Source organism: Chryseobacterium sp. MYb7, from assembly GCF_002979455.1.
Taxonomy (GTDB): domain Bacteria; phylum Bacteroidota; class Bacteroidia; order Flavobacteriales; family Weeksellaceae; genus Chryseobacterium.
In genome coordinates this window covers 1-18,831 of sequence record NZ_PCOU01000025.1, presented here as the reverse complement: position 1 = coordinate 18,831, position 18,831 = coordinate 1, and the positions used below count along the sequence as shown (strand labels likewise).

The 18,831-nt window shown below is 34.1% G+C and carries 18 protein-coding genes; 10 read left to right on the top strand and 8 right to left on the bottom strand.

Translation table 11 applies throughout. From position 1 onward, the window contains the following. Window positions 1-29: 29 nt before the first annotated feature. The 3 genes from CQ046_RS17730 (at window position 30) to CQ046_RS17720 (ending at window position 2,227) form a co-directional block, all read left to right on the top strand. Complete coding sequence (locus CQ046_RS17730; RefSeq protein ID WP_105703560.1) at window positions 30-599, top strand: fasciclin domain-containing protein; 570 nt, start codon at window positions 30-32, stop codon at window positions 597-599. A 77-nt stretch (window positions 600-676) separates the two neighbouring features. Beyond that, window positions 677-1,387 (top strand): ferritin-like domain-containing protein, encoded by a 711-nt coding sequence (locus CQ046_RS17725; RefSeq protein ID WP_105703559.1) that lies wholly within the window; start codon window positions 677-679, stop codon window positions 1,385-1,387. Between the two features lie 24 nt (window positions 1,388-1,411). Beyond that, on the top strand, window positions 1,412-2,227 hold the full coding sequence (locus tag CQ046_RS17720; protein ID WP_105703558.1) for a ferritin-like domain-containing protein: 816 nt from the start codon (window positions 1,412-1,414) through the stop codon (window positions 2,225-2,227). Window positions 2,228-2,654: 427 nt separating this feature from the next. Here the strand turns inward: CQ046_RS17720 and CQ046_RS17715 are convergent, their stop codons facing one another. From CQ046_RS17715 to CQ046_RS17695, 5 genes are all read right to left on the bottom strand, one after another. Continuing rightward, on the bottom strand, window positions 2,655-3,113 hold the full coding sequence (locus CQ046_RS17715; RefSeq protein WP_185126204.1) for an organic hydroperoxide resistance protein: 459 nt from the start codon (window positions 3,111-3,113) through the stop codon (window positions 2,655-2,657). 32 nt (window positions 3,114-3,145) lie between these two features. Beyond that, window positions 3,146-4,444, bottom strand: a complete 1,299-nt coding sequence (locus CQ046_RS17710; protein WP_105703557.1) for an epoxide hydrolase family protein — start codon at window positions 4,442-4,444, stop codon at window positions 3,146-3,148. Between the two features lie 278 nt (window positions 4,445-4,722). After that, on the bottom strand, window positions 4,723-5,529 hold the full coding sequence (locus CQ046_RS17705; RefSeq protein WP_105703556.1) for an SDR family NAD(P)-dependent oxidoreductase: 807 nt from the start codon (window positions 5,527-5,529) through the stop codon (window positions 4,723-4,725). A gap of 96 nt (window positions 5,530-5,625) precedes the next feature. Further along, window positions 5,626-6,213 carry a TetR/AcrR family transcriptional regulator gene (locus tag CQ046_RS17700; protein ID WP_105703555.1) on the bottom strand — a complete coding sequence of 196 codons (588 nt, stop codon included), beginning with the start codon at window positions 6,211-6,213 and terminating at the stop codon, window positions 5,626-5,628. A gap of 478 nt (window positions 6,214-6,691) precedes the next feature. Further along, window positions 6,692-7,117 carry a helix-turn-helix domain-containing protein gene (locus CQ046_RS17695; RefSeq protein WP_105703554.1) on the bottom strand — a complete coding sequence of 142 codons (426 nt, stop codon included), beginning with the start codon at window positions 7,115-7,117 and terminating at the stop codon, window positions 6,692-6,694. Window positions 7,118-8,050: 933 nt separating this feature from the next. Here CQ046_RS17695 and CQ046_RS17690 point away from each other — a divergent pair. Further along, window positions 8,051-9,472 carry a tetratricopeptide repeat protein gene (locus CQ046_RS17690; RefSeq protein ID WP_105703553.1) on the top strand — a complete coding sequence of 474 codons (1,422 nt, stop codon included), beginning with the start codon at window positions 8,051-8,053 and terminating at the stop codon, window positions 9,470-9,472. 716 nt (window positions 9,473-10,188) lie between these two features. Next, window positions 10,189-10,506, top strand: a complete 318-nt coding sequence (locus CQ046_RS17680) for a transposase (protein ID WP_105703551.1) — start codon at window positions 10,189-10,191, stop codon at window positions 10,504-10,506. A gap of 98 nt (window positions 10,507-10,604) precedes the next feature. On the opposite strand, the gene CQ046_RS17675 is transcribed toward CQ046_RS17680, so the two are convergent. After that, on the bottom strand, window positions 10,605-11,732 hold the full coding sequence (locus CQ046_RS17675; RefSeq protein WP_165790547.1) for a PKD domain-containing protein: 1,128 nt from the start codon (window positions 11,730-11,732) through the stop codon (window positions 10,605-10,607). Between the two features lie 672 nt (window positions 11,733-12,404). Then, a complete protein-coding gene (locus CQ046_RS17670) occupies window positions 12,405-12,629 on the bottom strand; it encodes a hypothetical protein (protein ID WP_105703549.1) in 225 nt (74 codons plus the stop codon). 1 nt (window position 12,630) lies between these two features. Between CQ046_RS17670 and CQ046_RS24070 the strand changes: the two genes are divergently transcribed. After that, complete coding sequence (locus CQ046_RS24070) at window positions 12,631-12,816, top strand: LuxR C-terminal-related transcriptional regulator (RefSeq protein WP_165790546.1); 186 nt, start codon at window positions 12,631-12,633, stop codon at window positions 12,814-12,816. Between the two features lie 137 nt (window positions 12,817-12,953). Here the strand turns inward: CQ046_RS24070 and CQ046_RS17660 are convergent, their stop codons facing one another. Next, a complete protein-coding gene (locus CQ046_RS17660) occupies window positions 12,954-13,313 on the bottom strand; it encodes a prevent-host-death protein (protein WP_105703547.1) in 360 nt (119 codons plus the stop codon). A 253-nt stretch (window positions 13,314-13,566) separates the two neighbouring features. On the opposite strand from CQ046_RS17660, the gene gndA reads away from it, so the two are divergent. From gndA to CQ046_RS17640, 4 genes are all read left to right on the top strand, one after another. Further along, window positions 13,567-14,985 carry an NADP-dependent phosphogluconate dehydrogenase gene (gene gndA / locus CQ046_RS17655; protein WP_105703546.1) on the top strand — a complete coding sequence of 473 codons (1,419 nt, stop codon included), beginning with the start codon at window positions 13,567-13,569 and terminating at the stop codon, window positions 14,983-14,985. A gap of 13 nt (window positions 14,986-14,998) precedes the next feature. Then, entirely contained in the window at window positions 14,999-16,480 is a 1,482-nt protein-coding gene (zwf, locus tag CQ046_RS17650; RefSeq protein ID WP_105703545.1) for a glucose-6-phosphate dehydrogenase, read from the top strand. Window positions 16,481-16,506: 26 nt separating this feature from the next. Continuing rightward, window positions 16,507-17,217, top strand: coding sequence for a 6-phosphogluconolactonase (pgl, locus tag CQ046_RS17645; protein WP_105703544.1), 711 nt, complete (start codon window positions 16,507-16,509; stop codon window positions 17,215-17,217). Between the two features lie 687 nt (window positions 17,218-17,904). Next, a complete protein-coding gene (locus CQ046_RS17640) occupies window positions 17,905-18,543 on the top strand; it encodes a TetR/AcrR family transcriptional regulator (RefSeq protein ID WP_105703543.1) in 639 nt (212 codons plus the stop codon). The last annotated feature ends 288 nt before the right edge of the window (window positions 18,544-18,831 follow it).

Below are 18,831 nucleotides of genomic sequence, written 5' to 3'. Positions count from 1 at the left end.
AACTATAATTAATTAAAAGAATCAACACAATGAACACACAATCAAAAATCACAGTTTTAGCAATGGTAGCTTTATCATTTGCTTTCAGCGGGAAGGTAACTGCACAAACGATGAAAGAAAAAACAGTAATGGTAGGAGGAGCACCGATGTATCCATCCAAAAACATTATTGAAAACGCAGTCAATTCAAAAGATCACAAAACCCTTGTCGCAGCAGTGAAAGCAGCAGGCTTGGTAGAAACTTTACAGAGCGCAGGACCATTTACTGTATTAGCACCTACAGATGCTGCCTTTGGAAAACTTCCGAAAGGAACAGTTGAGAATCTTGTAAAACCTGAAAATAAAGCAACGCTTACGAGCATATTGACTTATCATGTTTTGCCAGGAAAATACAGTGCTAAAGAAATTTGGGCTGCTGTAAAAGCCGGAAACGGAAAAAGCATGATGAAAACAGTACAGGGAGAGGATCTTACTTTCTGGACCAAAGGAAAAGACCTTTACATTAAAGATGCTAAAGGAAATAGTGCGAAAGTGACTATTGCAGATGTGAACCAGTCTAACGGAGTGATTCATGTAATAGATACGGTTTTAATGCCATAACAAATTATAAGATTTCAAACAGCATATTTTAGTATGCTGTTTTTCTTCTTTTATCCTAACACTAAAAAAATAATAGTATGAAAAAGACAATTCAGGTTTCTAATCAGGGTGCAACCCTTGATACCAGCAGAAGAAACTTTTTAAAATTAGGAGGAGTAGGATTGGCTATCGCAGGCCTTACCATCATTGGGTGTAATGATGATGATGATTTCCAGATCATGGAAGAATCCAAATATGATTTGGGGACAGGAGATGTAGGAGTATTAAATTATGCCTATGCACTGGAACAGCTGGAAGCAGATTTTTATACCAAAGTAGTCAACAATTTTTATTCGGGAATTTCCAGTATTGAGAAAGAAGTTTTTACAGACCTCTATCATCATGAAGTGATTCACCGGGATTTCTTTAAAGCAGCCATTAGTGGTGCTACAGATCATGTACTTCCTAAACTTGAGTTTCAGTATCCTAATGTGAATTTTAATGATCGTAATTCAGTATTAGCCACAGCAAAAGCTTTGGAAGATACGGGTGTAGCAGCTTATAACGGGGCAGGAAAATACATTTCTAACCCTGCTTATCTTGTGATTGCCGGAAAAATAGTTTCTGTGGAAGCCAGACATGCCTCTGCTATCAGAAATTTGATCAATCCAGGATCTGCTGATTTTTCAGGAGATGATGTGATAGATGCTAACGGACTTGATCTTGCAAAAGAGCCTAAAGATATTGTAATGGCTGCCGGAGCATTCATCAAAACACCTTTTACCTGGAAAGAAAGAGGTATTAATTAATCATTCACCTTAAAAAATTACATTATGAATATTCTTAGATTACTGGATAAGCTTTCCCATGATAAATTTTTCACCACGGAAGCTTCAAGACTGGAAACCATTACGAATATGTCATTATTCGGAAAAAAAGCAGCTACAGCAGCGGTACCTCTTGGATTGGGAGCTCTGATGGTGACTCCTGCCAAAGCAGAAACTACAGAAATGAAATTTACAGGAGCTGCCTTAAAAAGTACTTTGACAGATGCCCTACAGCTGGCGCTCGTACTGGAATATCTTGAAAATGAATATTACAGCATTGGATTATCCACACCAGGATTGATTCCCAACGGAGACAGAACTGTTTTTATGCAGATCTCAAAACATGAATCAGCACACGTCAGCTTTCTGAAAAGTACACTTACTTCTTTAGGAACAACTCCTGGTAATAAACCTACATTTGACTTTACAGCCAGTGGAAACTTTATGCCTTTTACAGATTATAACCAATTTCTTATTCTCGCTCAGGCATTTGAAGATACCGGAGTAAGAGCTTATAAAGGACAGGCCGGAAATGTAATGTCTAATAAAGTTGTGCTCCAGGCAGCATTACAGATTCACTCTGTAGAGGCCAGACATGCCTCACAGGTAAGAAGAATGAGAGCCAATAAAGGGTGGATTGAGCTTGCCAACGGAGGAAATATGCCTTCCGCAACCAATCCTGTCTACGCTGGAGAAGACAATGTTAATCAGGCAGGCTATAACACAGGAACTTTATTTGGAGCAGCAGCTGGTTCTGCTGCGTATGACGAAATTTTAAGTGGCAGCGATGCTCAAGCTATTGCTTCATTGTTCATAGTTTAGTTGTGATTTGGATGATGATCAAGTGGTGCGCCCATTTTCGGAAAACCCAGAAATGGGCTTTTTATTGGTATCCTATTGACAAATAATCAGATTGTATTTGAATCTTTTGAGTTTACAGAATTGATTTCTATAACTTTAATAAATGAAATTGAGGTAAATAAAAAAATCCCCAGTTGTGCTGGGGATAAAAACTAATAACCATGAAACTCAAATTAATGAGATAATCAAGCCGCAAATGTATTGAAAAAGATTCAAAATCCCATTAATTTGAATTATATTTTTTTGTTTTTTCTACAAAATTTTTGCTTTTGTTACTTGGGAAATAGTAGGTAAGATTGAATGCTAATTTCATTTAAAGAATGAAAACCTCCCTCACCAAAGAGGCAAGGAAGGTTCTTAATCAAAATGTATAATCACATTCTGATAACTACACAACCACATCTATTTTCACATTAATATTCCCACGGGTAGCTTTAGAATAGGGACATGTTGCATGGGCAGCTTCCACAACTTTTTTCGCATCGTCTATTGACAAACCCGGTAAATGAATTTCCAAATGAGCCTGAAGAAAATATTCCTCATCATGAGTTCCCAGATCTACAGAGGTATTGACAAACAACTCGGTAGGAAGGGAAATTTTCATTTTAGATGCTCCTAATTGCATCGCTCCGATAAAACAAGCTGACCAACCTGCGGCCAGTAATTGTTCTGGATTTGTTCCGTTTCCTTTTGCTCCGGGAGAAGTCAGTTCAATATCAAGCTTTTCGTCATTGCTTTTAGCTTTTCCGTCACGTCCTCCGGTCACTACAACTTTCCCGGAATAAAGTACTTTACTGATGTTTATTATAGAAGTATTTTCTATCTCCTGAATGATATTTGATTCCATAATTTTTTATTATTTAGGTTAAATGATATTTGTTAAAGCTTTTTTCTTACATCCTTGAATGCGGCTCTAAGTTCTTCCGTAAAGACTTGTGGCTGTTCCCAGGCCGCAAAGTGTCCCCCTTTCGGAGCTTTATGATAATAATATAAGGTAGGGTAGGCTTGCTTAGACCAGCTTTCAGGAGCCTGATAGATCTCGTGAGGAAATACTGAAATAGCTACAGGAACTTTAATTTCTTTTGTTTTCTGGGCTTCAGAGCTGAAATTGTTCTTGTTATTTTCCCAATAAAAACGGGATGAAGACGCTCCTGTATTGGTAAGCCAGTAAAGGGTAATATCATCAAGAATGGCATCACGGCCAATTATATTTTCAGGATGAAGGTCACTTTCACTCCACTCAGCAATTTTCTCATAAAGGAAAGCAGCTAAGGCACCTGGAGAATCCGAAAGTAAGTATCCTGTCGTCTGGGGACGCGTTACCATCATTCCTCCATAAGCTGCATTTCTTCCAAAGAACGTACTCATTGCATTATAAGCCTGTTTTTCAGAAGCAGACAACCCGGATGGAGCAGGATCTCCTGCATTAATCGGTTTTACAAGCTCAGCTGGGATAGTGGCCGGCATCGTTAAATGAATACCCAGAAGTCCTGAAGGAGCCTGTTTTGCCAAAGCATCAGAAATCACAGAACCATGGTCCCCGCCTTCAGAAACATATTTCTTGTAACCAAGCCTTTTCATCAGTACATCCCAGGCACGGGCAACGCGGTCAGGGTTCCAGCCCAGTTCAGTTGGTATTTCTGAAAAGCCATAGCCCGGAATTGCTGGTATAATTACATCAAAGGCATCACTTGCTTTCCCACCATATTTTACAGGATTTGTCAGAGGATCTATGGCATTAATGAACTCTAATGGAGAACCCGGCCAACCATGAGTAAGGATCACAGGTAATGCGTTGGATTCTTTTGAACGAACATGTATAAACTGAATATCAATACCGTCAATTTTTGTTACATACTGTGGAAGAGCATTCAGTTGAGTTTCTACTTTTCTCCAGTCATATCCATTGCCCCAATAGGAGATTAGTTCTTTTAACTGAGCCAATTGAATTCCCTGAGAAGCATCTTTTACGGTTTCTTTATCCGGAAAACGAGTTTCAGAGATACGTCTTTTAAGTTCATCCAACTGAGATTGAGGAATATTGATGTGGAAAGGACGGATACTGGTGTCAGATTCTGATGATGTCGTATGAGTGTTATTTGCTTGCGCTTTAAAAATTGTCGGAGTACTTAGAATAAAAGTTGCGGCAAACAGGATGGTTGAAATTGTTGTTTTCATTGCTTTATTGTTTTAGGTTTTACTCTGTTTTTCTTTTTTGATGAGACAAAATTAGGTTCTGGAAAACGGTTGGTAAATGAGTAATTTGTTCAAGTAGTCATATTTTGCAGTGAAATAGACATTACAGATGGTGAACATAAAAATAAGATAAGAATGAGTGTGATGGTAAAGAAAAACTGGGGAAAGTAAGCCGGCTGTCCGATTCGGAAAAAGATAAAAAAATAAGCTCCGTTCTTTGAAGGACGGAGCTTATTTTTTGACTCTATTATTTTGGAAAACTATCCGTGAGCTTCCACGGATACATCATTCCATTCTTCCCAAAGTTTTAGTCGTTGTTCGTAATTGTGTTTTACAAACGGAAGAGCCACCTTTCCAAGTAATAAACGTAAAGGAGGATTTTCAGTTTCCGCCAATTTAATCAACGCCGGTACAGTAGCTTCTACCTCTCCAAAAGAAGTTTCAGATTCAGAGAAAGCCTTTTTAACGCTATCATAAACCGGATTGCTTTGAGTATTGATTCCCGTATGCCAGATATTGGAAGCATAACCATTAGGCTCTACCAAAGTAACATGAATACCAAATTCTTTCACTTCTGTTGCTAAAGTTTCGCTTAAACCTTCCAATGCAAACTTAGAAGCATTATAAAGTCCCATAGTAGGTAAGGTTGCTAGTCCCAAAATTGAAGAAACCTGAATGATATGACCGCTTTTCTGATCCCTCATGATAGGAAGTACCGCCTGTGTAAGCCATAATGTTCCAAAGAAATTTGTTTCGAACTGTGCTCTGGCTTCCTGTTCGTTTGTTTCTTCAATAGCACCCGTTAAAGCGTAACCCGCATTATTGATCAGGATATCAATGCGGCCAAAATGCTGATGTACTTTCTGAACCACCGCTAGAGATTCTTCTCTTTTATCGACATCTAAAGTTAAAGTCAATACAGAATTTCCATATTTTTCTTTTAAATCATTAAGGGTTTCTACATTTCTGGCTGTTGCCGCTACTTTGTATCCTTTTGCTAAAAATGCTTCTGCCCAAGCTTTTCCAAAGCCTTTTGATGCACCTGTAATTAAAACTGTTTTTGACATGTTTTGTTTTTTTAATTGATTGTTATGATTATACTTTTTATGAAATATTGTTTTAAAATTTATATGACCAATCGGTCATATTTTAAGTAAAAAAAATTACATGCTATTTTCCTCTATTATTTTTTTCAGACTATCTCCGATAACCATCATTTTATCATTATTACCCGACATTCTAGCCATCAGATGACCTCCTTCAAGCATTGCAAACAAAACAGTTGCAAAATCTGACGGATTCCAGTCTGCTCTGAATTCTTTATTGGAAATTCCTTTCTCAATGATGCCGGAAAGTAACTCCTGACCTTGTTGAATGGCACGGTTTACTTTTTCCTTTACAACAGGATTCATATCATCAGCTTCTGTTCCAAAATTTAATAATGGACAGCCGCCAGCAACCGGTGGATGATTAGGATCACTAAAGAAATCAATATAAGCGAATAATTGTTCTTTCGAAGTTTTGCATTGTGTCAAAGCTCTTTTGAGTTTCTCACTTAATATTTTCATATTGTGTTCCACAGCGGCACATGCAAGAACCTCTTTGTTTTCAAAATGAACATACATACTGCCTTTAGACAACCTGGTAGCCTCCATAATGTCACTCATAGAAGTAGCTGCAATCCCTTTCGTATTAAAAATAGGGGCTGCTTTTTCTATAATGAACTGTCTGGTCTCTTCTCCTTTTGCCATGGTAATGCTAAATAGTGATGCAAATATATGACCGATTGGTCATAAAAACAAAGTTTTATTTGCTTTTTTTGAATTGTAGATTATAAATATGTGAAAATTAGGTGGTTGAAATTAATTTTAATAATGTAAAAGCCCCTATATTAGAGGCTTTTTGTGTAAGAAAGTGTAAAAAATCCCCAACTAAAAAAAATCAATTTCACTTGAGAACTTGAGGGACAAATTCATAAAAAAGAGTTGGGGATAAGAATAGAAAAGTGTTACTAAAATATCTATACATAAAATTTAGTGATTGTTTTGTACTATATAAAGAACAAATCCTTTATTTATCATCCATTTAATAAATCAATTGTTTTGCATTTGTGTTTATAGAATCGTAAGCGTATGAAAAATGTGAAAAGGATAGCATACATTTAGTAGAGGGAAATAAAATATATGCAACTCATTACTATTTTTTAATGTATGGAAAGATAGCTTTTGATCAGTATTTTTTAATCCATTTGTATAAAGTGGTTTTGGGAATTCTGTATTCTTCTATTATTTCTTTTTTTGTTTTTTCATTAGCTTTTAAAAGGCTCAGAATGAATGTAATCATTTCTAAAGTATAGATATTTTTTCTGAACTCCGGAAGCTGTGTTTTTCTTTCGTCTTTCGTCTTTTGATAAAACTCTGAAGATGATGGTGGAGAGTACAGTACAAGATGCTGGGAATAAATTCTGAAAAAATCATAAGACAACAGCTTACTCCATTTAAGAAGAGTCTCCGTATCCAATGACTTACTTTTGTACATCTGTCTGAGCTCTTCATGACTACACTGCATAAAATTCATGACTCTATCTGAAGAGAAACCGGTTTCCTCTACTCGTTTTTGTATCAATTCACCTACATGGATATCTTTAAAAAGCATAATGAAAATAATTTTAATAGAAGCATCTTTTACAATATGACAAAAGATGCTTTTTGAAAATATTGATAATTTGTGTTTTATAGTTTGAGGCTAATTAATCTATACCAATACCTGCATTTTAGTAAGCATACATTTGACATGTAAAGCCTTATGCCGAGTTCTAGTATGAATAGCAACTTGTGAGTTCGCATTTAAAAAAATCTATTGGTAATAATAATTTTTTCATAGATATAGAATTTTTTATTCTTTGTTTTTTAATGATTGGTTAGTCGATAATTTGTATGTGCTGGAAATCAAATGGATATGATTTATTGATACAATATTACATACCTAATTCCATGTTGTGCAAAATTCTACGTATTACATATCTATGACATAATTGTAACTAGTTGATAATCAGGTTTTTATTTTTTTTTAATTAAAAGAATTGATTGTGTTTGAAATATTCATATTTATGTGGTATTTATAGTAATTAATCAACTCTCATCTTCTGACCATTGGGGAATGGCTATGCTGAAAAAACAGGGGTTCGATTTCGTATTATAAGCTAGTTTAGCTGATAAGAAGAAGCATATTGTTCAGCAGTGAGAATCATAACTTGTAATACTTGATTTAGGAAATGACAAAGGTTTTTTTTAAAATTTGAATAATAATGAGGTGGCGTTCCTGAAAAATAGCCTAAAAACATCAAAAATCTTCAATGTCATATGTATGTCATATGGTTGTAGTGCCTGTGTGTAAGATTTTTGTCCTATAAATATTTTATCATTGCCCTGAATTAAGAGTGTAAATTTCCATTCAGATGTTAATCAGTATTATATTTTTTTTATTATGGGTATTTTTTTAAAACTTTATTTTTTTATTTAATATCAATTTGATTTTTTTTTACTTTTATACTTATTAGATACGCAAATGTTATATATTTAATACATAATGAAATTTATTTTTTTGTTTTTCCCATTACTGCTGTTGGCACAGTCTAAAATTACGACAGCAACCATTGATAAGAGGCTGGAGAAGTCTAATGCTTTACTGATTGATGGTCAGACAGATGCTATGATTGCATTGAATCTTTCGATACTTGATGATGCCAAACGTATTAATTATGCAGAAGGTAAATTATCTGTATATTATAATTTGGCACTCGCTTTTTCTATGCAGTACAAGTATAATAAGAGCAATTACTATTTAAAGATGATGGAGCCGGAGTTTAAAAATGCAAATGCAGAGGATCAGGAAATTTCAATGAATATATTGTACAGTATTAATTATAGGGGAATTAAAATGTATGATGAAGCCCTGAAAAAGCTAAAAAAGAATCTTGTGATGGCGAATGATTTAAAAAATGATTCTACAAGACATGCTATAAAGGGAATAATTCTGGTACAGGTAGGAAGAAATTATATCGAGAAAAAGAAGTATGACTCTGTTACCTATTATGGAAAGAGAATTGTTGATGAACTGAAGCAATCCAAAAAAATGGATGCAGGTATGAATACAAGTTTAAAGGCAGCAATGCTGCTTCTATCTGAAGCAAAGCTCAATCAAAATAAAATAGATTCTGCTGTTTTTTTTGTAAAAAAAGCCCAATATGTACCTGTTCAATTAGGTAATAATGAGTTTGCAATATTTAAACTTTTGGGGCAAATTCATGACTCGCGAAAAGAATATGATTCTGCTATTGTAGATTATAAAAAGGCAATAGAACTAGCTACAAAGGCTAAGAATCTTAAAAAGCTATCAGAATTATATGAGTTGATATCCAAAGCATATGATAGGACAGGGCAGATGGATGAAGAAAAAAAGTCTGAGCTTAAGCTGGATAGTATTAATAGTACACTAAAGAAGCTGGAGGAAGATAATCTGAAGGATACTGTAGATCTTATGGTGGATGAAAAACAAAAAAATCTGAAAGATGAAAATCACTTTTTACTCAATATTATCATTACAGGAATTGTTATTTCTGTTATTATTGTGTTTTTTATCAATAACAGATTAAGAAACAGAAATAAGATCCTGAATGTGAAAGAAGTTGAAACTAAGGAGCTTAGTCAAAAGTTGAATGTAGTTTTTGAAGAAGTTATACAATTGGCAAAAAATAATGATGTGGAATTTCTTGCCCGTTTTCAGGAAGTATATCCGGAATTTGTTCCGAAATTATTAAAAATTGAGCCCCAACTATTGAACACAGAATTAAAATTTTGCGCTCTGCTATTTCTTAACTTTTCAACCAAAGATATTGCAACATATACTTTTGTTCAGCCACAATCTATACAAACCAGAAAAAACAGGTTGAGAAAAAGATTAAATATTCCTTCAGATGAGGATATTTATGTATGGATGAAGAATATATGATTTCCAATCCTAATTGATGAACAAAACCAACAAGTACGGCAAATTTCAATCTGTCATACCTGTTGGTTTTTTTATAAGATTTGAGTTTGCCTGTATTTATGGAAATGCTATGAGGTATAAGATGTTTTATAAAAACATGATCACTCAAAATGTATTACCTTGTAAATTAGGAATATTGCCCAAAAATAGCGTGAGTATGATGGAGTCATATCCAAGTCATATCTGTTTTTTTGGAGAATACTATAAAAAGCAAGAGCTTTGAACCAGAATTTTAAAAAGACAATATGAATTGGAAAGTATTATAACCAGATTTTAGAAATGTGCTTACAGATTTATCGAAAAATCTACAAATGAAGCTCATACAATTCAGCCTAAGACTGTTTTTATATTGAAGAAAGTGTCCATCAAAACGAATGGTTTTTCTATTCATATTGTAATTTTAAAAGTGGAAAATTAGATAATTGAAATTAATCTGGAAACAAAGTCTACTCATTCTTCGTATACAATTGATAACCGAATTTTTACAGTTTTTATTTGAAGAAGAGAAACTATTAGAAGTGGAAATAAAGTTATATACACATTCAATATTAACAGCAATTTTAACAGAATATGGGAATGAAGATTTTGACTTCCGGAATACCTCAATATAAACTTGTTGAGGAAGATAAAGGTTCAAAATGAAGTTTTGTTCAATTTTAAAATTTAAAAAAATAGATATGCAAAATCCTGATTATAAGAGAATATATGAAGATATTTTATTAAAGCATCCTACTAAAAAGAAACAGTGTGAGACGATATTGTCTAAAACAACTTTTTCTGTGAAAGATGTTATTACCATTAATGATATTATTTTCCCAAAAGCTAATCAGGAAACTGAGTCTGCTAATCAGAGGCACCGTTCTTATGATAAAAGATCTATTATGGAGATTTTGGATTATCAGAAAAAGAATAAACTTAATAATTCCGAATTGGCAAGGCATTATAAACTGAGCAGAAATACAGTAGCCAAGTGGAAAAAACAATTTTTAATTTAGTATGTTATCGGGCTGTTTTTATTGTGAGGCAGCCTGGTTTTTTTACTAATTATTGATATGGACAAAGCAGAAACCTTCATAAGTTTCTGCTTTTTTAGTTATTTAACCAGAACCTTAATATTCTCCTTATCATTACTTTCATAAAAAATACTAATAATATAAGCCCCTTTGGTATAGCCGAAAAAATCTATTTGGGTGTTATAAACATGGAGGTTTTTCCAATTTGCAAGTTGTCTTTGCGCCATATCATAAAGGATGATGGTTTTTATTTTTTCTTTACTTTTTATATAACAAATTTCAGCAACAGGATTAGGATAAAATGTAAGTTCAGGCTGTACATTAAGATCTGTAGTTTCTAATGATCCGATAGTAATTATTTGGGTAAATGTTTCTGAGCAGGAGTTTTTATTAACGGTAAGTGAAACAGTATAATTTCCTGAAGAAGTATACTGATGAACCGGATGTAAAGATGTATCGGTTGTACCATCTCCAAAATTCCACAGTATTGAAGTAAAATTGGCAGAATGATTGGTAAAGTTTACAGTCGTTCCATTGATTGCTGCTGTAAAATTAGCATAAAGATGAAATAGATTGCTGTTCCACTGAGCAGGATTGTTAAAAAATACAAGATCTGCAATGTTTTGAAAGTTTTCAGCAGTATTCTGTGGCAGTCCATTATAAAAAGTGGATGGAGATACGTGGTCCTGAAATATAGTTGAATACATTGATGCAGCCACAAGATAGCTCCCTTTAGGCCCCGGATGAATGTCATTATAAGATCCGTGGAGAGCAAGATCCTGAGAGGTATTATAATATTGTCTTGCAGATTCTCCAGCAGGAACTATTTCTACCTGCATTAGATTGGACATCTTAGTTATGGAATCCTTTATTTTTTGCTGAAAAGTAAAATAGGTGTTATATTCATTGGCAGATGGTACTCCATAGGGGATTTCGTAAAGAAATATTTTAGAGCACGGGCTGTATTTCCGAATAGAATCCCTGATCTTGCGGCCACGCTCAGCTGTTAACGAAACAGGATAAGAATGACCCGCAGATTCTGCAGTACCAGGTTGCATAATAACATATTTGTAGTTTTTAGATCTTATCTTTTGATAGAGTGAAGGATCGTCTACATGATTGACAAATCCGGTTCCTCCTGGAGTATGCGTTGTTATTGAAACGGTTTTTCCTTTTGAAGCTGCTATATTTTTGAAAATTTCTGGCATATCATTAAAATATGTCACACTGTTTCCAATAAATAGCACCTCATCGGATTGACAAAAAGATAATACTGAAAAACCAGTACATAGAAGAAAGAGTAGTTTTTTTAGCATATAGTATTTTTTAGATTGTTATGTTAAAAAAGGTACCTGCAAAAAAAACACTTATGCTGCAGGTACGCTACTAGAATGATTAAAAACACATATAATGAGTGATTGTGGTCTTTGCTTTAATAAGGCTTAAAAAAGTACCTGTAGAAAGTACTGGTTATCCTACAGGTACACGGTACACTAATGATTAACTCTTTATTATTACAGTGAGTTTATGAAAATTTTTTCGGTTCTTTTTGTGTTTGCAGCTGAATGATAAATGCTCTTGTATGGAGTTCTTTTTTTCAGTATTTCAAAAGTAATTGCTAATTTTTTAATTTAAATAATGTTTAGTTGCTGTTTTGATACATGTAGTATGTGATATGTAGGTGTTTTATATGATTTTAGGTAGGTGTAGTAGTAATGTAGTATTTGTGTTGCATTTGGATTTTTGGGAATTTGTAATGAACACCGGAATGTTTTTTTAATGCGATTGCTCAATCCATACAATATGCTGTAAGAAAGAAATTAAATATTCATTAAAAAGAAAAGAGACTATTTCATTTCGAAATAGTCTCTGCGTTTCAATTAATTTCCGTCAAAACATGATATTAATTTCTTATGGTTGAAATATGAATGTTTTTTTTGTCCGTTAGTATCTATAACTTCAATATTGCTAATCATTTCATTATAGACGAGAGTAGCAGTATCATTAAACTGATATCCTTCAATAAATACAGGTCTGTCTTTTGGAAGACTATTTTGCTCATTCAACGTTTCCAGAGATAAGCTGTCAGGGTAACGTAAAATCACTTTGAAAATAAGGGAAATAGAAATAATAAGACTTTATCTTCAGGGATTAACAATAGAAGAAATTGTAGAACAGTTGTTTGTGTCTCCCAGCACAATAAAGTTTCACAGGAGCAAATTGTTTGAAAGAATTGGGGTAAAAAATATTATTGAAGCAATCTCCTACGTAATATCGAATAATTTGATTTAAACTTTATTTTCTGAAAAATTTTACCGGATAATTTACAGTTTTCAAAATATTGAAAACCTGTCATATCCTGTGCTATACTATTTTTTTGAGAATTGCTCCTCTACAAGACATAGTAAAGGAGCAATCCGCTAAACAGCCTAATTAAGCTGATAGTTGGCAATCACTAAACTCAGGATGAAGTGCACATAGTTTTCTTCAACCTCTTTTCTATTGATCAGTTTGTTTTTGTATTCATAAGAACTAAGATCTCTGGATAATTTCTGATAGGTTTCAAAATCATCACCCTTAATCTTTACTCTTATATTACCGTCTCTTCTGTTGATAAGTACATCATCTAAAGTTCTCACTTTAAATAAAACTTCACATAATGTAGGACGGGCCTTCATGGACCCGATATATCTTTCAACTATATTAATCTTGAACGAATCAAATTTGACGTTATGAAAAACAATTTTAGAATTAGGCTCCTGAGTGTTGAGTTCAAGTTTATAGTTCATTACTTTATAAATTTTGGCAAATATAAGTTTAATTATGCCAAAAAACAGACAGTTTTAATAGATCATTACCATAATAATGATTGAATTTTATTCTGTAAAGATAAAATCATGTGAAAATGTGAATATTAGTGGCTTATAAATGAGGGACAAACAAGAATTTGTAGAACTTTTTCTTTCCTTTTATTTTTTTCATTATGCGCATTTGCGTAATTTTATTCTCTGTATAATAAAAATTCATATTAATACCAATAGAATGGAAAGATATAGTTATGGAATGGTTGGCCTTGGAGTAATGGGGCGGAATCTGCTTTATAATATCGCTGGCAATGGGTTTTCAATCGCAGGATTCGACCTTGATCAGGAGAAAGTTAAAGAATTAGAGAGTGGAGCGGCTCCGGAAATGAAAGTAAAAGGTACAGGCTCTTTAGAGGATTTTGTGTCCGCATTAGAAACCCCAAGGAAAATTATTCTGATGGTTCCTGCAGGAAAACCTGTAGATGCAGTGTTGGAAAATATTACTCCGCTTTTGAATGAAGGTGATATCGTCATTGATGCAGGAAACTCTTATTTTGAAGATACCAACAGACGTGTTGCAGATCTGGCATCCAAAAAACTTCACTTTATGGGAATGGGAGTGTCAGGTGGTGAAAAAGGAGCAAGAAGAGGACCGAGTATAATGCCCGGAGGAGATCTTGAAGCTTTCAAACTTCTGAAGCCAATGTTGGAAGCCATTGCCGCAAAAGTAGATAACGAAGCATGTACAGCCTATATGGGCAAAGGATCTGCCGGAAACTATGTGAAAATGGTACACAACGGTATTGAATATGCCATTATGCAGCTTATCAGTGAAGCTTATGATCTGCTTAAAAGAGGAGCTGGCTTAAATAATGATCAGCTTTACCAGGTTTTCAGAGACTGGAATAATGGTGAAATGAACTCTTTCCTGATTGAGATTACCAGAGATATTTTTACACAGAAAGATACTTTCACAGACAATTATCTTGTAGATCAGATTTTAGATAAAGCCGGTGCAAAAGGAACTGGAAAATGGACTTCTGAGCAGGCTATGGAAATCGGAGTTTCTATTCCTACCATTGATATTGCAGTAACTTCAAGAATTTTATCAGCCTATAAAGAAGAGAGAGTTCAGGCTTCTAAAATATATTCTGAAACAGAAATCACCAAACCGGAAAACACAGAATTGTTTATTCAGGAAGTGGGTGAGGCTCTTTTCCTTTCAACATTAATCAGCTATGCACAAGGTTTATCTTTATTGGTAAAAGCATCTGAAGAATATGGCTTTGAAATTCCATTGAAAGATGTTGTGAAAATCTGGAGAGGAGGATGTATCATTCGTTCTGTATTGCTGGAGAAATTCTATTCTGCATACACTCAAAATCCTAATCTTTCTAATATTCTCCTTGATCACGATATTTCTGAACTGGTAAAATCAAAAATCAAAGCGTTAAGAAAAACTGCAGGGTATGCCGCTGCAAACGGAATATCAAGTTTAGGAATTCAGACTGCTTTGGGATATTTTGATGCCTACACTACAGAATCTCTTCCTGTGAATCTGATCCAGGCTCAGCGTGATTATTTCGGAGCTCATACTTATCAACGTATTGACAGAGAAGGAGTTTTTCATACTTACTGGCAAACAGCAAACAACTAAAATTCGGAAAAAAATGAATCAAAATAGAATCTTGCAGCCAACATCTATCGTTATTTTTGGTGCTACAGGAGATCTGGCAAAAAGAAAACTTTTTCCGGCATTTTATAACTTATATATCGATGGCAGAATGCCCAAAGGCTTTAATATTATAGCATTGGGAAGAGCAGAAAATACTAACGAAAATTTCAGAAATTATATCAAAGAAAACCTCGAGAGTTTCTCCAGAAAAAAAGTAACTTCTGAAGACTGGGCAGGCTTTCAGGCTCATATTACTTATTTCCAGCATCAGTTGGATGAAGAGGGTTCTTATCAAAATCTACAACAGAAGCTTCAGGATTTCGATGCCGTTTACGGAATAAGAGCCAATAGATTATTTTACCTGTCAATAGGGCCTAATTTTATTACTACGATTTCCAATCACATCAAAACTACATCTTTAGCTTCAGATCCGAAAAAAGACCGCATTATTATAGAAAAGCCTTTTGGTCATAATAAACAGTCGGCGATCGAACTAAACAGTCTTCTGGCAAAAACATTTGAAGAAGAACAAATTTATCGTATTGACCATTACTTAGGTAAAGAAACAGTACAGAATATATTAGCATTCAGATTTGGGAATTCTATTTTTGAACCTTTATGGAAGCATAAATATATAGAATCTGTTCAGATTACTGTAGCTGAAGAAGTAGGAGTTGAAACCAGAGGAGCTTTCTATGAACAGACGGGAGCTTTGAGGGATATGATTCAGAATCATTTGTTACAAATTCTTTGTATGGTGGCTATGGAGCCGCCGGCTTCATTACAGTCCGGGGAGATCAGAGATCGTAAAGTAGATGTTTTGAAATCGATCCGCAGAATTTCTTCCGATCAGGTAGAACATTACGCCGTAAGAGGTCAATATGGGAAAGGTACCATCAATGGAGTGGAAGTGAAAGGTTATCGTCAGGAAGACGGAATTGCAGCGGATTCTAATACAGAAACGTTTGCAGCAATTAAGTTTTATCTGGATAATGACAGATGGCAGGATGTTCCTTTCTACGTCCGCACCGGAAAGAAAATGAAAGAAAAGCACTCTTATATTACCATCCAGTTTAAGCCGCTTCCTCATTCTACATTCTCAGACAGTCCACATCTTTTGTCAGCCAACAGATTGATTATTAATATTCAGCCTCTGATGGATATCAGATTGCAGTTTATGACAAAAAAACCGGGACTTACATTGGACTTAAAACCTGCAGAAATGATTTTTGATAATTTTGCTTGTCAGGATGATACTCCGGAGGCATATGAAACTCTTTTACAGGACGCTCTTTTAGGTGATCTTACTTTATTTATGCGTTCCGATCAGGTGGAAGAAGCATGGGATGTTGTTACCACCATTCAGGAAGCCTGGGAAAATAATAAGGATTTATCTTTCCCGAATTATAAAGCAGGAAGCTGGGGCCCGGAAGACGTTAATGCTTTGGTTGAAAGACAGGGGCACAGCTGGGTATAAAACAATAAAAATTTAAACAGAAAAAAATGAATATTACAGTATTTGACGATCTGGAAAAACTGTACACAAAGGCTGCAGATGCATTTGTTGACCTTTCGAAAAAATCTATTCAGAAAAATGACCGTTTTGTGGTTGCTTTGAGCGGAGGATCTTCTCCCAAAGCTATTTTCAAACTATTAGCAACTGAAAAGTATGCAGAACAAATTGAATGGGATAAAGTTTACTTCTTTTGGGTAGACGAAAGATGGGTACCTTTAAATGATGATAAAAGCAACTTCCGAATGACGGATGAAGCGCTTCTAAGTCAGGTTACTGTTGATGAAAACCATATTTTCCCTATGTATGCTGATGGAATTCTTCCGGAAGAATATGCAAAAACTTATGAACAAAATATCAGAAATGTTCTTGGTGATGAAGGTATATTTGATTTTATCCTTTTAGGAATGGGAGATGATGGTCATACTGCCTCTTTATTCCCGGGTGAAGAAGTTTTAAATGAAAAGGAAAAATGGGTATCTGCCTACTACCTTAAGCCTCAGGAAATGTTTAGAATTACATTGACTGCACCATTGATCAACAAAGCTGAAAATATCCTTGTTGTGGCATTTGGTGAGTCGAAAAAACATGCACTGAATGAAGTGTTGAACGGTGAGTATAATCCAGCATTATATCCAATGCAGCTTATTGAAAGAAAAGAAGGGTTTCAGTTTTTCACAGATGAAAAAGCGAAAGGTTGATTTGATTTACTTTAATCTTTAAAATATAAGAGACTGTCGTGAGACAGTCTCTTTTCATATCAACTATTTTAAAACCGAATCATCGGTATATACAGTCTTCTGTAATTTAGAAAAACAGTATCATTAAATTGTTAACGATACTGTTACATTTAGTGTTTTTACCTTAGTTGCTTGTTTTCGAAAACTTTTCATTTTTCTCAAATCAATAGTGCTTCTATGTAAAATGGTTATTAGTTTGAAGCAAATATACAAAATAAGACACTTCAAAGTGTCTAAAAGATAAAAAAAATCAAAAAAAAGTGTTAAAGTTTTTGTGAAGTCAATAAAACCCTTTGATATAAGGTGTTTTAAGCAAAAAATAAAATTTAAAAAAAATAGATTTAATTGTATAAAAACTGAAATATGACGTCTTTTATGGTAAATCAAGTTGAATAAGTTCTCTCCTTTATAAAAACAGCACCATTGGTTAGTAACGGTGCTGTTTGAGTAATGTTTACCTCAGTTATAAGATGCAAAACTATTTAAACTGAGGGAACTAACGGTACAATCTGATCTCTCTTAATCTCACAACTTAGATCGTCTGTTTATATAAAATGGTTATTAGTTTCTGCAAATATATACATTTAGACACTAAAAAGTGTCTAAGCTGGAAAAAAATTCTTAAACTTGTACGATTGAAAGTTTACCATGGAAAGAAAATCAGCGGCAGGAAGTATCCGGAACACAGAACGCAGTAAAAAAAAGTTTTTAGATGCAGTTGGAAAAATACTGAGAACCAAAGGATACACTGCGTTGAAAGTAAGTAGTATTGCCGCTACAGCCGGGGTAGATAAGAAAATGATCTATTCTTATTTTGGTGGATTTGATGGTTTGATAGACGAGTATATTCGGTTACAAGACTATTGGAGCAAAGTAACTATTGAAGAAGTAAAAAAAATAAAACCTAAATTAGATGATGGAGGAAAGTCTTTTATGGAAGAAATGCTATTGACTCAATTTGATTATGTTTATACTCATAGGGAAGCCCAAAAATTACTTCTATGGAGACTATCAGAACCCCGTAAAGCATTAAAAAAATTAACTGATACTCAAGAGGAAAACGGAGAATATATTTTTAAATTACTGATGGATCCCCACTTTAAAGAAAATGCTGAAGAAGTACGTTCTGTTATGGCGATCTTGGTTTCGGGGCTGTATTATCTGAATATGTATGCGGCGATCAACGGGAGTATTTTCTGTGGAATAGATGTTAACAGTTCCAGAGGACGAGATAAAATAAAGAAAGCTATTTCTTTTATATTGAATCACACTTATGAAAATTTATAATTACAGATTGATTTTTGGAGATATTGATTTCTTAAAAAACAAAAACCATTAGAGATCTAATGGTCAGTTTGTTTGTTGTGTTTCTACCTTAGTTGTTTCGAATTCGAAATGGTCTTAAAGTAAGGGGACTGAAATAATACAATCTGAATTGTTTTATTTTTCAACCTAAAAGTGTTTTTAAATATATAGATGGTTTTAGTTTGTACAAATAGAACTCATCTTGACTTTCTTTTTATGAATTTTTTACAAGCAATAACAATAAAAGCTAAATAATTGAATCCGATCCAG

Coding starts and splice junctions, on each gene's coding strand:
- CQ046_RS17730 (WP_105703560.1), top strand. CDS start 30: ATGAACACACAATCAAAAATCACAGTTTTAGCAATGGTAGCTTTATCA.
- CQ046_RS17725 (WP_105703559.1), top strand. CDS start 677: ATGAAAAAGACAATTCAGGTTTCTAATCAGGGTGCAACCCTTGATACC.
- CQ046_RS17720 (WP_105703558.1), top strand. CDS start 1,412: ATGAATATTCTTAGATTACTGGATAAGCTTTCCCATGATAAATTTTTC.
- CQ046_RS17715 (WP_185126204.1), bottom strand. CDS start 3,113: ATGGAATCAAATATCATTCAGGAGATAGAAAATACTTCTATAATAAAC.
- CQ046_RS17710 (WP_105703557.1), bottom strand. CDS start 4,444: ATGAAAACAACAATTTCAACCATCCTGTTTGCCGCAACTTTTATTCTA.
- CQ046_RS17705 (WP_105703556.1), bottom strand. CDS start 5,529: ATGTCAAAAACAGTTTTAATTACAGGTGCATCAAAAGGCTTTGGAAAA.
- CQ046_RS17700 (WP_105703555.1), bottom strand. CDS start 6,213: ATGGCAAAAGGAGAAGAGACCAGACAGTTCATTATAGAAAAAGCAGCC.
- CQ046_RS17695 (WP_105703554.1), bottom strand. CDS start 7,117: ATGCTTTTTAAAGATATCCATGTAGGTGAATTGATACAAAAACGAGTA.
- CQ046_RS17690 (WP_105703553.1), top strand. CDS start 8,051: ATGAAATTTATTTTTTTGTTTTTCCCATTACTGCTGTTGGCACAGTCT.
- CQ046_RS17680 (WP_105703551.1), top strand. CDS start 10,189: ATGCAAAATCCTGATTATAAGAGAATATATGAAGATATTTTATTAAAG.
- CQ046_RS17675 (WP_165790547.1), bottom strand. CDS start 11,732: ATGCCAGAAATTTTCAAAAATATAGCAGCTTCAAAAGGAAAAACCGTT.
- CQ046_RS17660 (WP_105703547.1), bottom strand. CDS start 13,313: ATGAACTATAAACTTGAACTCAACACTCAGGAGCCTAATTCTAAAATT.
- gndA (WP_105703546.1), top strand. CDS start 13,567: ATGGAAAGATATAGTTATGGAATGGTTGGCCTTGGAGTAATGGGGCGG.
- zwf (WP_105703545.1), top strand. CDS start 14,999: ATGAATCAAAATAGAATCTTGCAGCCAACATCTATCGTTATTTTTGGT.
- pgl (WP_105703544.1), top strand. CDS start 16,507: ATGAATATTACAGTATTTGACGATCTGGAAAAACTGTACACAAAGGCT.
- CQ046_RS17640 (WP_105703543.1), top strand. CDS start 17,905: ATGGAAAGAAAATCAGCGGCAGGAAGTATCCGGAACACAGAACGCAGT.